We start from the raw sequence: 13,559 nt of genomic DNA, 5'->3' as shown, positions 1-13,559 counted from the left end.
GCGATGGCACGGGTCAGCGACTGGGTCGGAAAGCACGTCATCGTCACCGGTGGCTCGGAAGGGATCGGAGCAGCGGTGGCGGGGGCTTTCGCGCGGCGTGGCGCGCAGGTCTCGATCATCGCCCGCCGCAAGCTACCGCTGCGGGACACCGCGAAACGGCTGGGTACCGACTGGGCCGCCGCGGACGTGACGGACCCGGATCAGCTCGGCTCGGCCGTCACGGAATTGGAACAGCGCAACGGGCCGTGCGAGGTCATCGCCTGCTGCGCGGGTCTCGCCCTGCCCGGCCGCTTCCTCGAGGTGGACGCGGGCGAGTTCGAGACGCAGATGTCGGCGAACTATCTCGGCGCGGTGCACGCGGTGCGGCGGGTGCTGCCCGGCATGGTGGAGCGGTCCCGAGGGAAGATCCTGCTGGTCAGCTCGACGGCGGCGTTTCTCGGGATCACCGGATACACCGCCTACGGGCCGACCAAGGCGAGCGTCCGGCAGCTGGCGTTGTGCCTGCGCTACGAGGTCGAGCCCAAAGGCGTGGACGTCACGGTGATCTATCCCGCCGACACCGACACCCCGGGCCTGGCCATGGAGAACCGGCGAAAGCCGGTGGAGACCAAGGCGATCACCGGGTCGATCGAGCCGATGTCACCCGAGCGGGTCGCCGAGGCGGCGGTGCGCGGGCTGGAACGCGGCCGCCACCACATCGCGCTCGACCCGCTGACGCGGTTCTTCCTCGCCTGGGCGAACCTGCCCGAGGATCTGGCGCGGCCGTTCATGCGCCGCACCGTCGCCAAGGCGCTGCGCACCGGCTGAACAGCGCCGAAGGCCCGCTCACGCACCGGAACACGGTGGGTGAGCGGGCCTTTTGCCGTACTCAGCCGACGATGACGACCACGCAGGCGGCGATGAAGAGGACCTGAACCAGCGCCCGCAGCGGCAGGGGCATGGTCTTGATGCCCAAGCCGGCGCGAGCGGCGCGGACGTTCGCGGGGAACAGCGCCACCAGCAGCGCGATCAGGCAAGCCGCGGCCAGGTCGGCGGTAGCCGGGATCAACACACCGACGGCGCCCGCCAGTTCCAGTACGCCGGTCAGCGTCACCAGGGCGGGGGCGTTCGGCAGCCGCGGCGGCACCATGGCGATCAGCGCGTCGCGGCGCGGCTGGAGGAAGTGCGCGCTCGCGGTGAGGACGAGCATCGCGGCCAGGCCGAGTGCGGTCGAGTGCGCCCACGAATCGAGCCAGTCGTTGCCGGTCAGCCAGCCGATGAGGCGAGCGAGTGCGGTGACGGCGGCGAGGACAACCAGCGGTGCCATCGGGATCTCCTGTGCAGCGAAGAGCAAATCTTGACAGTGGAAAGATTAGAACCGGGCGCATGAACTTGTCAATGTCTAGATAATCGGCCACCATCGAGAGATGGCGAAGGACAGCTACCACCACGGAGACCTCCGCGCGGCGCTGCTCACCGCCGCCGCCGAGCGGATCGCCGCCGACGGCGTCGACGCGCTCTCGCTGCGCAACCTGGCCCGGCACGCGGGCGTCTCGCACGCCGCGCCCGCCCATCACTTCGGTGATCGAGCCGGTCTGCTCACCGCCCTGGCCACCGAGGGCTTCGACCTGCTGGCCGAACAGCTCGCGCGGGCCGGCGCGGATTTCCGCGAAGTCGCGGTGGCGTACATTCGCTTCGCGCGCGAGCACCCCGGACACTTCGACGTGATGTTCCGGCACCACCTGTTGCACGCGCAGGACGCGACATTGCGGGCCGCGCGGGATCGTTCCGCGGCGGCGCTGCGCTCCGGGGTCTCGGATATCGAACCGGGCCGCAGCCGCGACCGTCAGCGGGCGACGCAACTCGCCGCATGGTCGCTGGTGCACGGCTTCGCTTCGCTGTGGCGCGAAGGGGCACTGCATAATTCGTCACTGGCCGACGATCCCGATCCCGAGGCCTTGGCCCGCAAGATGTTGTCCACCATCCGGTTGGACTGACCGGAAACCGGCTTGCACCGAGCCGCCGCCGTGCTATCCAGAGACCCGGAAGGAGCGGGCGGCCACTCCACGGCTGCCACGACACATGGACATCCACGCCTACCCGACCGAGGCGACCACACCGGTGGACCTGACCGAGGCACACCGGATCGTCGGCCACCACCTCACCAACGGCGATTACGCCGAACGCGGAATCACCTATCTGATAAGGGAATTCGACACCTGCTTCGTCGCCGTCGCCGCCTTTCCCCGCCCGCCACAGGCCGACCCGGACAGCCCGCGAGTCGTCGTCGGCGGTTCGGTCTGCGTCATCGACAAGCCCACCGGCGCGATCTCCTACTGGCCGACCTACCCGGCCGATCTGATCGCCGACCAGTACACGACGACTCTGAAGGACGGGCGCCTGATCATCGAGGACGGCTGGCCGGAGGACGACGAACCGTCACCCGGCTCCGCTTGACCTGTCGGGCGATCGGCCATCCCGCGCCGCAACGCCGACGGTGCGATCCCGCTCGTTGCAGGCCGCCACTTGTCGGCGCCTGCTGTTAGCGTCGGAGTCGGCTTGCTCACAAAAACCATTGGGGGATGGCATGTTCGAAGATCCGCTCACCGAAGGCGCCGGACCGGCCCCGACCGAGCATTCCCCCGCGGCCTCGGGGCCGAGTGATCCGCTTCGCGATTGGCACGAAACCGGTCCGGACGGAGTGTCCGAAGCCGACCTGCGCCGCGCCATCGCGCTGGCGACCCTGCTCGGCGCGGACGACGCCGCCGAGGCGGACCGGCTGATGGCGGTGGTCCTCGGGAATGGACCGGACACGGCCGCGGGCCGAACGGCGGTCGCCCAGTGGCTGCATACCCACTGTCCGGGTGACCGGTATCTCAACCCTCTCGGTGACTCGCTCGTAGGTCAGGCGCTGCGCGCGGAGGACGACGAGGGCGTGCGATTGCTGGCCGACAGCGTGCACAGCGCCTCGCCCCGGCAGCGTGAGCGATGTTTCGCAACCCTCGTCCGGCTCTGCGCGGACGACGAACACGTCAGGTCCACTGCCGAGAACTATCTCGCCGCACATCACCGCCGAATGGTCGAATACGTGGCGAATCCCTCGAACAGCTCGGAACCTCCGGAGCCCGGCGCGCTTCTCGGCACGATCGCCCGTTTCCTCCTGTGCGCGGTACCCGCGGCTTCCCGGCTCGAAGCGGAGAACATACGCGAACTATCGCTGTCCTACATCGCGATAGCCGATCTCACTCGCGCCGAGGGAGATGCGGTGACGGCGGGCGGACTGTACCGCCACGCTTTTCTCTTCGGCCTCGATGACGGGTTCGACGGCCGAGCCACCGAAGAATCGTTGCCCGACGGGGAGCCCTCCCCGGTTGCGAGCGGGCCCGCCGAAGCCAGACGCCTGTACCGTCGCTCGGTCGCGATCGGCGAACGCATCGCCACCGCGCAACCGGACAACCCGGCCTACCGCCGTGATGTTTCGGTGTCCTACGGCAAACTGGCCGATCTCGAACGAACAGCCGGAGACGTCGATGCGGCCACCCGGCTGCACCACTGCGCCTTGGCCCTGGTCGAGGAACTCGCGGCGGCCGAGCCCGCGAACCGTTCGTATCGCCGCGATCTCGCTGTCGTCAACGAGAAGGTAGGCGACCTCGCTCATGCCACGGGCGAGACCGACAAAGCCGCGCGTCATTATCGAGTCACGCTCCTGCTCACCGAGGAACTCGCCGCCGCGGAGCCCGGCAATCCGCTCTATCGACGGGACCTTTCGGTGTCCTACAACAAGATGGGCAGTCTCGCGTGGGACACCGGGGACGTCGACGAGGCGGCGCGGCTGCACCAGCTCGCGCTCGCCGTGACCCGAGATCTGGTCGATGCCGATCCGGACAACCTGCAGTACCGTCGCGATCTGTCGATCTGCTACGACAAACTCGCCGAACTGGCCCGAGGCGGTGGCGATCTGGCGGAGGCCATCCGGCTGTATCGGCGTTCGGTCGAGCTGACCGAAGCGCTCGTCTCGGCCGAACCGTCGAATCCGGGGTTCCGGCGGGACCTCTCGGTCAGCGTGGACCGTCTGGCCGGAGTGATCCGCGCGCACGGCGACCCGCACGACGCGATCCGGCACTACCACCGCGCCCTGGCCATCACGGAGGAACTCCTCGCCGCCCACCCCACCGATGCTCGGTACCGTCGCGACCTCGTACTCACCTGCAATGTGCTCGGCGACATCGCCAGGGAGTGGCGCGACTTCGACGAAGCGGCCCGGCTCTATCGACGTGCGCTGGACTGCACCGAGGAGCTGGCCGCCGCCGATCCCGGCAACCTTCAGTACCGCCGCGACCTGCTGATCGTCCACGACGCACTCGGTTCGCTGGCGATCGATCAGGGCGACCACGATGCGGCGGCGACGCACTGCCGTCGCGCCTTGGTGCTGTCGGAGGAACTCACCGCCGCCGATCCCGGGAACCTGCGGTATCGACGCGACCTGCTCTTGGCCTACAACGCCCTCGGCAAAGTAGCAATCGCCCAGGGCGACTCCGACGAGGCGACAAGGCTGTTCGAGCACGCCACGGCGATCGCCACGAGTCTGGTGGAGGCCGCGCCGGACAACCGTTCCTTCAGCAGGGATCTCTCGTTCTGCTACCACAAGCTGGGCGACACCGCCCGTGCGCGAAACGATTTCGCCGGAGCCGAGCGCGCCTACCACAACGCTCTGGACATCGATCTCGCGCTGGTGGAGGCCGAGCCTTCGAACCTCTCCTACCGCCGCGACCTCTCCATCACCTACGACCGCCTCGGCACGCTGGCGCGTTCGCGCGGGGACAACTACGCGGCGCACGACTGGTACCACCGCTCGGCCGACATCGCCGAGGAACTGGCGGTCGCGGATCCCGGCAACCTCGGCTATCACCACGACCTCCTCTCCTGCTACGACAAACAGGGCGGCCTTGCCCGCGACACCGGCGATCGCACTGCCGCTGCCCAGCACTTTCGCCGGGGCCTGGCCATCGCCGACCATCTGGTCCGATCGGCGCCCTCCAACCTCGGCTATCAACGCGATCTGGCCCTGATGTACGAGCGCCTCGCCGACCTGGCGGGCGGCGTCCGATGAAGTGAACGGGTCCGCCGGGCACCCTGCGCGGCCGGTCACGGCGGCTCGCGCGCATATCCGCGTGTGCGCACACCGAAGGCGTTGCCGCGATTGACATTTGAAAATCGGCGCACGAACATGATCGGCGGCACTGTCCACTCGCCTGAACGTCGGGCGGTCAGGCGTTCGGAATCGAACAGCCACAGGAGGCAGATTTCTTCATGGGGGACAACGAGCCCACCGAGGACGAGCGGGAGCCGGAACAGCCGCGGCAGGAAGATGCCCCACAGCGGGAGAGTTGGATCCGCCGCCACGCAGCCGTACTTCGCACGACACTCCTTATCCCGCTCATTGTCGGGTTGCTGGTACTGGCGGTGGAGAAGACCTTCGACGCGTGGACCGACGAGGACTCCGCCGACAAAAGCTCGCCCTCGACTCAGCAGACGCCCCCCACGGTCGCCGCGACCGACCATGCGCCCTCGTCATCCAGATCGGCGACCCCGACCACATCGGCAACCGCTTCGACGAACGACGTCCGCTGGTCCGGCACGATCAACCTGACCTACCTCGACCTCGACTCCGTCCCACCCCGCGTGCTGTCCAGCAACAGTGGCGCCAGCACTTGGGTCAGCTACGACCGCAAGTCCTCCGGCGGATTCTCCGAGGCGACCCTTTACGGACTCGGCGGCGGCTTCTTCACGACCAAGCCCACCGTCGCCCTGTGGACCACCCCAGCCGAGCCGACCCGGCAACAGTGCTCCGACCTCATCGCCACCCAAGGCGCCGAAACCCTGCCGGTCGCCGAGAACAGCGCCTACTGCGTCAGAACCGCGGCAGGCCGCACCGCCTTCATCACCGGGATCTCCCTCAACACCGCCGTCGACGCCTACACCGCCTCGGTGACCATCTGGTCCGCCACCGACTGACGCTTCCGGTTCAGAACGCGGGCTGGGCGGGAAGGTCCGGTTCGGGGGTGGGGTCGCCCGCGTCGGGGACCTCGGTGCCGCGCAGTGAGGTCCCGGCGGTTTCGCGCAGGTAGTTCCAAGCGACCAGGCCGATCAGCGACGCGCCGACCATGTAGAAGGCGGGGAACAGGGCCCAGCCGGTTGCCTCGATGACGGCCTCGTTGATCAGCGGGGCGGTGCCGCCGAAGACCGCGGTGGAGACGTTGTAGGCCAGCGCGAAGCCCGCGTAGCGGACATGGGTCGGGAAGATGGCGGGGAACGTGGAGCTGATGGTGGACAGCTGCGGCACGTACAGCAGTCCGAGCACGACGAAGCCGAAGATGGCCCACGCCGTGCCCTGGCCCATCAGCCAGTACATCGGCACGGCGAGCACGGTGAGGCCGATCAGCGAGAACAACCACATCGGGCGGCGGCCGACACTGTCGGACAGCCGGCCGAAGAACGGCAGCACCAGCATCATCACCAGCTGACCGACCAGCATCATCGCGGTGGTTGCCGACTCACCCATACCGATGGTGTTCTGCAGATAGGTGGGCTGGTAGGTCAGCAGCGTGTAGTTCACCACGTTGAGCGCGACCACCAGTCCGGCCAGCGTGAGGGTCTCGCGCCGGTAGGTGGTCAGCACCTCGCGCAGGCCGCCGGGCGGACGCTTGTGCTCGGCGACTTCGGTGAACACCGGGCTCTCCTCCAGCCTGGCGCGCAGGTACCAGCCGGTCAGGCCGAGCGGGATGGCGATCAGGAACGGGATGCGCCAACCCCAGTCGTGCATGGTGTCCGAACCGAGCGCGAGCTGGCAGGCCAGCACGGTCGCGGAGCCGCCGACGAAGCCCGCGAGCGTGCCGAATTCCAGGAAGCTGCCGAGGAAACCGCGCTTGCGGTCGGTGGCGCACTCGGCCAGATACGTCGCGGCTCCGCCGTATTCGCCCCCGGTGGAGAAGCCCTGCACCACGCGCAACAGGATGAGCAGGATCGGGGCGAGGACACCGACCGACGCGTGGGTGGGCAGCAGGCCGATGGCGCCGGTCGCGGCGGCCATCAGCAGAATCGTGGTGGCCAGCACGGCTTTACGGCCGACGCGGTCACCGAGCGGTCCCCACACCATGCCGCCGAGCGGCCGCAGGACGAACGAGATGGCGAAGCCGAGCATGGTGCCGAGCGTGCCCAGTTCCCCGGGGAAGAAGGCGTCGGTGAGATACGTCGCGGTGGCGGCGTAGACGCCGTAGTCGAACCATTCGGTCGCGTTGCCCATGGCGGAGGCCGCCACGGAACGCCGCAGCGGGAAACTCTCCGAAGTCCGGTCGGTCACGTGCACGTCCTCTCCAGCCCGTCCCGGACCTCGATTCGATCCACCTGGCGATCCCGACAACCGCAGGTGTGGCACGAAACAGACCGGTACCCGGAATTCCCGCCCAGCAAACAGTCCCCGGCCCGGGGACGCGCGGATACGTCCGACCTGACCTGCGACTACTCGCCAATTGTGAAGCCGGTCACACTATTCGGCGACGACTACCGCCGCCGCGAGCGAATCCAGCCAGGTATTGCCGGGATTCGTGGCGCGACGAACCCCTCGGCCGATCCCGCCCGAGCCTGGTGATACCGGGCCGCGGTCCGGAATCATGGTGTGCGTCGAGAGCGGCGGTTGGCCGGGAGCGCCGAAATAGGCCCTGTCTACAGCGGCGTCACGTACGCGCCCGCGATGCCACCGTCGACCAGGAACTGCGACGCGGTGATGAACGAGGAATCGTCGCTGGCGAGGAACGCGACGGCGGCGGCGATCTCCTCCGGTTCGGCGAAGCGGCCGAGCGGAACGTGCACCAAGCGCCGTGCGGCGCGTTCCGGGTCCTTGGCGAACAGTTCCCGCAGCAGCGGCGTGTTCACCGGGCCGGGGCACAACGCGTTCACCCGGATGCCGTTGCGGGCGAATTGCACTCCGAGTTCCCGGCTCATCGCCAGGACGCCGCCCTTGGAGGCGGTGTAGGAGATCTGCGAGGTCGCCGCCCCCATCACCGCGACGAACGAGGCGGTGTTGATCACCGAGCCCTTGCCGCGCTCGAGCATGTGCCCGATGGCGTACTTGCTGCACAGGTACACCGAGGTCAAATTGACCTCCTGCACACGCCGCCAGGCATCGATGCCGGTGGTCAGGATCGAATCATCCTCCGGCGGTGAGATGCCCGCGTTGTTGAACGCGATGTCCAACCCGCCCCAAGTGTCGACCGCGGTCTGGAACAGCGCCTCCACCTGGGCTTCGTCGGTGACGTCCACCTGCACGTAGCGCCCGCCGACCTCCTTGGCGGCCGCCTCGCCGGTCCCGGCGTCGATGTCCGCGACCACCACCTTGGCCCCCTCCGCCGCGAAACGACGGACCGTGGCCAGGCCGATTCCGCTCCCGCCGCCGGTGACCACGGCGACCCGATCCTGTAAGCGCTGCAACGTATCTCCTGTCGGATGTGGTGGTGTCACTGGGTGGCGAGGAAGACGTTCTTGGTCTCGGTGAAGGCGAGCGCGGCGTCCGGTCCGAGTTCACGCCCCAGCCCGGACTGCTTGAAACCGCCGAACGGCGTCCAATACCGCACCGAGGAATGCGAGTTCACCGACAGGTTGCCCGCCTCCACGCCGCGGGCCACGCGCAGCGCCCGGCCGACGTCCCTGGTCCAGATCGAGCCGGACAGACCGTAATTCGTGTCGTTGGCGATGCGCAGCGCGTCGGCCTCGTCGTCGAACGGCAGCACCGCGACCACCGGACCGAACACCTCCTCGGTGAGGACCCGCTCGGTGGGGGCGTCGGGCAGCACCACCGTCGGCGGGTACCAGAAGCCCGGTCCATCGGGCGCGCTGCCGGTGAACGCCACTTTCGTCGACGGCTGCACGAACTCGGCGACGCGCTCCCGGTGCGCGGCGGAGATGAGCGGACCCATCTCGGTGGATTCGTCGGACGGGTCACCGACTCGCACGCCGTGCACCGCGGGCTCGAGCAGTTCGAGGAACCGATCGAATACGCTGCGCTGCACCAAGATCCGCGAGCGGGCACAGCAGTCCTGCCCGGCGTTGTCGAAGACGCCGTAGGGCGCGGTGGCCGCAGCCTGCTCCAGGTCGGCGTCGGCGAACACGATGTTCGCGCTCTTGCCGCCCAGTTCCAGCGTCACCCGCTTCACCTGGCGCGCGCAGCCCGCCATGATCTGCGTGCCCACCTCGGTGGAACCGGTGAACACCACCTTGCGCACTCCCGGGTGGGTGACGAAGCGCTGCCCCACCACCGAACCCTTGCCGGGCAATACCTGGAACACGCCCTCGGGCAGGCCCGCCGCGAGGGCGAGCTCTCCGAGCCGCAGAGCGGTCAGGGGCGTGACCTCGGCGGGCTTGAGCACCACCGTGTTGCCCGCGGCGAGCGCCGGTGCGAAGCCCCACGCCGCGATCGGCATCGGGAAGTTCCACGGCACGATCACCCCGACCACGCCGAGCGGTTCGTGGAAGGTGATGTCGACCCCGCCCGCGACCGGGATCTGGTTGCCCAGCAGCCGCTCGGGCATGCCGGCCGCGTAATGCAGGACGTCGCGGACGTTGCCCGCCTCCCACCGCGCGTTGCCGATGGTGTGCCCGGCGTTGGCGACCTCGAGCCGGGCGAGGTGCTCCAGATCCGCGTCGACCGCATCGGCGAACCGGCGCAGCAACCGGGCCCGATCACCCGGCGCCACCTCGCGCCACTCGTGGTAGGCACGCTGCGCGCGGGCGATGGCCGCGTCGGTCTCCGCTGCTCCGACGAGCTCGACGGTCGTGACCACCTGTTCGGTCGCCGGGTTGACCACCTGCGCTGTCGTCACGAGTTCCGCTCCCTTCGATAGGTGTCCGCCGCCTCGACCAGTGCCGCGATCAGCCGGCGATCGGCGGCGTCGGCCTCCGGATGCCATTGCACACCGACCAGGAACGAACCGTCGACCGACTCCGCGGCCTCGATGGTGCCGTCGGCGGCGTACGCGGTGGCGGTCAGGATCTCGGCGAGCCGATCGATGGCCTGGTGATGGTGGCAGTGCACCTTCACCTCCGGACCGGCCAGTCGCGCGACCCGGCTGCCCGCGATCGTCAGCACCCGGGTGGCGCTGAATCCGCCCTCGACGCCGGAGTGCTCCTCGTGCCCGACGACGTCGGGCAGATGCGGGATCAACGTCCCGCCGAGGGCCACGTTCGCCAGCTGAAGTCCGCGGCACACCGCGAAGATCGGCAGGCCCGCCGCCCTGGCCAGCTCGAACAGACCGAATTCCGATTCGTCGCGGTCCGGCCTGGTGTAGCCGGGTACCCCGGCCGAAGGGCCGCCGTAACGCGCGGGATCGATGTCCGCGCCGCCGGTCAGCACCAGCCCGTCGAGCCGCCGCACCAGCTCGGGACGCGCGACGCCCGCGGGCGGCAGCAACACCGGGATGCCGCCCGCGGCCGCCACCATGTCGACGTAGCCGTGCGGCAGGACCGCGCACGGCAGGTCCCAGGCGTTGAAGCGGGTCTGCTCCACATAGGTGGGCAGGCCGATCACGGGACGGGCTCCCGCGACCTCAGAGTCGTTCGAAACCACGGATACGCTCCCAGTCGGTGACCACGGCGTCGTAGGCGTCCAGCTCGACCCGCGCCGCGTTGCGGTAGTGCTCCACTACATCATCACCGAAGGCCGCGCGGGCCACCGTGCTGCCCGCGAACAGCTGGGCCGCTTCCCGCAGCGTATGCGGCACCCGAGGACGCTCGGAGCGGTAGGCGTCGCCGTGGAATTCCGGCTCCAGCGGCAGCGCCCGATCGATCCCGTGCAGCCCCGCCGCGATCAGCGCGGCTACGGCGAGGTAAGGGTTCACGTCACCACCGGGCACTCGGTTCTCGAAGCGCAGCGAATGATCCTCACCGACCACGCGGATGGCACAGGTCCGGTTGTCCCGGCCCCAGGCGATCGCGGTCGGCGCGAAGCTGCCCGCGACGAATCGCTTGTAGGAGTTGATGTTCGGCGCCAGTAGATAGGTGAACTCGCGCAGGCAGTCCAGCTGGCCCGCGATGAAGTGCCGCATGAGCGCCGACATGCCGTCCGCTCCCTCACCCGCGAACACCGGCTCGCCCGCGTCGCTACGCAAACTCAGGTGGATGTGGCACGAATTGCCTTCGCGCTCATTGTATTTCGCCATGAACGTGAGACTGCGCCCCTCCTGGGCCGCGATCTCCTTCGCGCCGGTCTTGTAGATGCTGTGGTTGTCGCAGGTGATCAGGGCTTCGTCGTACCGGAACGCGATCTCGTGCTGACCGGGGTTGCACTCGCCTTTGGCCGACTCGACGTACATCCCCGCGCCGTCCATCTCCTTGCGGATGCGGCGCAGCAACGGCTCGATCCGCCCGGTGCCGAGCATCGAGTAGTCGACGTTGTACTGGTTGGCCGGGGTCAGCCCCCGATATCCGGCGTTCCAGGCCGCCTCGTAGCTGTCGTCGAACACCAGGAACTCGAGTTCGGTCCCCACGAACGCGCGCAGACCGCGCTCGGCCAGCCGGTCGAGCTGTTTGCGCAGCACCTGCCGCGGCGAGACCGGCACCGCCCGCCGCTGCGGCACCACGTGCTCGACGTCGCACAGCACCAGCGCCGTGCCCGGCCACCACGGCACGGTCCGCAACGTGCGCAGATCCGGCCGCAGCACGAGGTCTCCGTACCCGGTCGCCCAGGAGGACAGAGCGTATCCGTCGACGGTCGCCATGTCCACGTCCACCGCCAGCAGGTATCCGCACGCCTCGGTGGCGTGCTCGACCACCTCGTCCAGGAAATATCGTGCCGCGCAGCGTTTCCCTTGCAGACGGCCCTGCATGTCGGTCATGGCGACCAGCACCGTATCGATCTCACCCGTGTCGACCCGGTCCCGCAATTGCGCCACACTCAGCATCCCGCTACGCATCCACGACCCCTCTCGGCACCAACCGTGCTCACGCTAGAGCAAAACGGACAGGTTCGTGACGGGACACACGAACTTCCGGGCGCCCGCGCGAGGGTGCGGGATCAGCTGCCCCGGCGGTGAGCGCGCAGGTCAGGACAACGGATTGCGCAGCGCGGCGGAAAGGACCGACAGGGGGCGCGGCAGCGCGGGCGGGCGCGGAGCGCGGATCGGGCGCCCGAGCCACATGCGCACGAGCAAAGCCGCGAAACGCAGGTGCCCGCTCAGCGCTGGACCGGCGAGGGCGAGCGACCAGCTGGTCCGGGTACCGGCCGCGGGCAGTTCGCGGCCCGCGAAGCGCCCCGCGAGCCAGTCGACCATGACCGGCAGCGCGAGGAATTGCAGCAGCAGATGGGTGCTGAGCCGATCGCGCAGGTAGCGCACGTGCGCGCCGGCCTCGACGTAGCGCGCGACGTGACCGTCCACGTCGGCGACCGCGATCACCTCGTCGTACACGCCTTGCAATACGAGCATCGGCATCGCGGGCGCCCGGCGACCGGGGTGGATGTCTTCGAGGATCCGCTGCAATCCGTCCTGGGCGATCATGGCGGTGAGCCCCGCTCCGCAGTGCTTGCCGATATCGCGCCGGGCGAAGCGATACAGCAGGGGAAACGTCGCCGTGGTCTCGGTCTCGGCCAGCCAGCCGAGATACCGCGCGTCCAGGTGGGCGCGCAGTACGCGGTCCAGTTCCGGGTAGCCACGGCGTAGCCCGGCGGTGAAGGCGGCCGTGAACCCCGCGAAGAGGGTCCCGTTGAGCCGGACGAAGGCGGCCGCCGGGTCACCCACCGGCGACCCGGCGACCGCGCCGACGATGTTCAGCTCGGGCGCGTACTCCGCGGCCACCTCCGCGGCCCACGCGGTGGCCAATCCCCCGCCCGAATATCCCCATAGCGCAACGGGTGTGGCGGGTTCCAGCCCGAGCGGGACGAAGGCCAAGGCGGCGCGAACCGCGTCCAGCGCGCGATACCCGGGCTCCCTGGCCACGCCGAACCGGCCCGCGGTTCCCCCGTGATCCGGCACCGACACCGCCCAGCCCCGTGTGAGGGCGCTGGCGATCAGCGGTAGTTCGAGCTGGGGTATCGATCCCGCCGCTCGCGCCCCACGCCGTAGCGAGTACGAGGGAGAACATTTCGACGCCACCGCGTCGATCGCGCACTGGAACGAGACCAGCGGGCGCGGCTCGGCGGGGTCCGCGCCCCACGGCAGCAGCACGGTGGTGACCGCGACCTCCGGCACGCCGTGCAGATCACAGGTGCGATAGAGCAGCTGCCAGGCCGGAATACGTTGCGTCACAAGCCCGAAGAATCCGATCTCCACCTTGCGCGTGCGGACGATCGCGCCGGGACGCAAGCGCCCGATCGCGGGCGGCGGGGCGTAGAACGGATCGTCTTCCGGCACCATCGGCCGATGCGAGAACGCCGCCGGGTCGGGCGGCACCGGGCCGCCGTCCCACTCGAGTTCCACACTCATCCGGTTCTCCCTTTCGACGGCACCGCCGTGATCACGAGCACCACCGCTGCGGTGACGGCGTGGTGCCCGTAATCCACCCAACCAATGTCGTGGCGGGAAAAGAATTGTCTC

General features: G+C 69.1%; 12 protein-coding genes. 5 read left to right on the top strand and 7 right to left on the bottom strand.

Features of this window, described 5'->3' with window-relative positions:
* The first annotated feature begins 3 nt into the window (after positions 1-3).
* Entirely contained in the window at positions 4-807 is an 804-nt protein-coding gene (locus LTT66_RS22005) for an SDR family oxidoreductase (protein WP_233060397.1), read from the top strand.
* Positions 808-868: 61 nt separating this feature from the next.
* On the opposite strand, the gene LTT66_RS22000 is transcribed toward LTT66_RS22005, so the two are convergent.
* A complete protein-coding gene (locus LTT66_RS22000; RefSeq protein WP_233060396.1) occupies positions 869-1,306 on the bottom strand; it encodes a DoxX family protein in 438 nt (145 codons plus the stop codon).
* Positions 1,307-1,406: 100 nt separating this feature from the next.
* On the opposite strand from LTT66_RS22000, the gene LTT66_RS21995 reads away from it, so the two are divergent.
* From LTT66_RS21995 to LTT66_RS21980, 4 genes are all read left to right on the top strand, one after another.
* Positions 1,407-1,976 carry a TetR/AcrR family transcriptional regulator gene (locus tag LTT66_RS21995; protein WP_233060394.1) on the top strand — a complete coding sequence of 190 codons (570 nt, stop codon included), beginning with the start codon at positions 1,407-1,409 and terminating at the stop codon, positions 1,974-1,976.
* 85 nt (positions 1,977-2,061) lie between these two features.
* Positions 2,062-2,436, top strand: a complete 375-nt coding sequence (locus LTT66_RS21990) for a hypothetical protein (RefSeq protein ID WP_233060393.1) — start codon at positions 2,062-2,064, stop codon at positions 2,434-2,436.
* A gap of 130 nt (positions 2,437-2,566) precedes the next feature.
* Positions 2,567-5,089 (top strand): tetratricopeptide repeat protein, encoded by a 2,523-nt coding sequence (locus LTT66_RS21985; RefSeq protein WP_233060392.1) that lies wholly within the window; start codon positions 2,567-2,569, stop codon positions 5,087-5,089.
* A 200-nt stretch (positions 5,090-5,289) separates the two neighbouring features.
* Positions 5,290-5,994: a hypothetical protein gene (locus tag LTT66_RS21980; protein WP_233060390.1), complete on the top strand. Its 705-nt coding sequence runs from the start codon at positions 5,290-5,292 to the stop codon at positions 5,992-5,994.
* 10 nt (positions 5,995-6,004) lie between these two features.
* On the opposite strand, the gene LTT66_RS21975 is transcribed toward LTT66_RS21980, so the two are convergent.
* The 6 genes from LTT66_RS21975 to LTT66_RS21950 form a co-directional block, all read right to left on the bottom strand.
* Positions 6,005-7,282, bottom strand: a complete 1,278-nt coding sequence (locus tag LTT66_RS21975) for an MFS transporter (protein ID WP_233069349.1) — start codon at positions 7,280-7,282, stop codon at positions 6,005-6,007.
* A gap of 419 nt (positions 7,283-7,701) precedes the next feature.
* Complete coding sequence (locus LTT66_RS21970) at positions 7,702-8,496, bottom strand: 3-oxoacyl-ACP reductase (protein WP_425296364.1); 795 nt, start codon at positions 8,494-8,496, stop codon at positions 7,702-7,704.
* On the bottom strand, positions 8,493-9,854 hold the full coding sequence (locus LTT66_RS21965) for an aldehyde dehydrogenase family protein (RefSeq protein WP_233060388.1): 1,362 nt from the start codon (positions 9,852-9,854) through the stop codon (positions 8,493-8,495). Before LTT66_RS21965 ends, LTT66_RS21970 begins: the two co-directional genes overlap by 4 nt.
* Entirely contained in the window at positions 9,851-10,597 is a 747-nt protein-coding gene (locus LTT66_RS21960) for a gamma-glutamyl-gamma-aminobutyrate hydrolase family protein (RefSeq protein WP_233060387.1), read from the bottom strand. Before LTT66_RS21960 ends, LTT66_RS21965 begins: the two co-directional genes overlap by 4 nt.
* Positions 10,578-11,942, bottom strand: coding sequence for a glutamine synthetase family protein (locus LTT66_RS21955; RefSeq protein ID WP_233060386.1), 1,365 nt, complete (start codon positions 11,940-11,942; stop codon positions 10,578-10,580). The genes LTT66_RS21960 and LTT66_RS21955 overlap by 20 nt, the downstream gene beginning before the upstream one ends.
* Before the next feature lie 129 nt (positions 11,943-12,071).
* On the bottom strand, positions 12,072-13,448 hold the full coding sequence (locus LTT66_RS21950; protein WP_233060385.1) for a lipase family protein: 1,377 nt from the start codon (positions 13,446-13,448) through the stop codon (positions 12,072-12,074).
* Positions 13,449-13,559 lie beyond the last annotated feature (111 nt).

The organism is Nocardia gipuzkoensis (genome assembly GCF_021183645.1).
In the GTDB taxonomy this organism is placed as follows: Bacteria; Actinomycetota; Actinomycetes; order Mycobacteriales; family Mycobacteriaceae; genus Nocardia; species Nocardia abscessus.
Note: the sequence above shows the minus strand (reverse complement) of the source record. Positions and strands in the feature narration are given on the sequence as shown.

What these genes read in the sequence shown, in the direction of transcription:
- LTT66_RS22000 (WP_233060396.1), bottom strand. Translation starts at nt 1,306, where the DNA reads ATGGCACCGCTGGTTGTCCTCGCCGCCGTCACCGCACTCGCTCGCCTC.
- LTT66_RS21985 (WP_233060392.1), top strand. Translation starts at nt 2,567, where the DNA reads ATGTTCGAAGATCCGCTCACCGAAGGCGCCGGACCGGCCCCGACCGAG.
- LTT66_RS21995 (WP_233060394.1), top strand. Translation starts at nt 1,407, where the DNA reads ATGGCGAAGGACAGCTACCACCACGGAGACCTCCGCGCGGCGCTGCTC.
- LTT66_RS21955 (WP_233060386.1), bottom strand. Translation starts at nt 11,942, where the DNA reads ATGCGTAGCGGGATGCTGAGTGTGGCGCAATTGCGGGACCGGGTCGAC.
- LTT66_RS21990 (WP_233060393.1), top strand. Translation starts at nt 2,062, where the DNA reads ATGGACATCCACGCCTACCCGACCGAGGCGACCACACCGGTGGACCTG.
- LTT66_RS21975 (WP_233069349.1), bottom strand. Translation starts at nt 7,282, where the DNA reads ATGGGCAACGCGACCGAATGGTTCGACTACGGCGTCTACGCCGCCACC.
- LTT66_RS21980 (WP_233060390.1), top strand. Translation starts at nt 5,290, where the DNA reads ATGGGGGACAACGAGCCCACCGAGGACGAGCGGGAGCCGGAACAGCCG.
- LTT66_RS21950 (WP_233060385.1), bottom strand. Translation starts at nt 13,448, where the DNA reads ATGAGTGTGGAACTCGAGTGGGACGGCGGCCCGGTGCCGCCCGACCCG.
- LTT66_RS22005 (WP_233060397.1), top strand. Translation starts at nt 4, where the DNA reads ATGGCACGGGTCAGCGACTGGGTCGGAAAGCACGTCATCGTCACCGGT.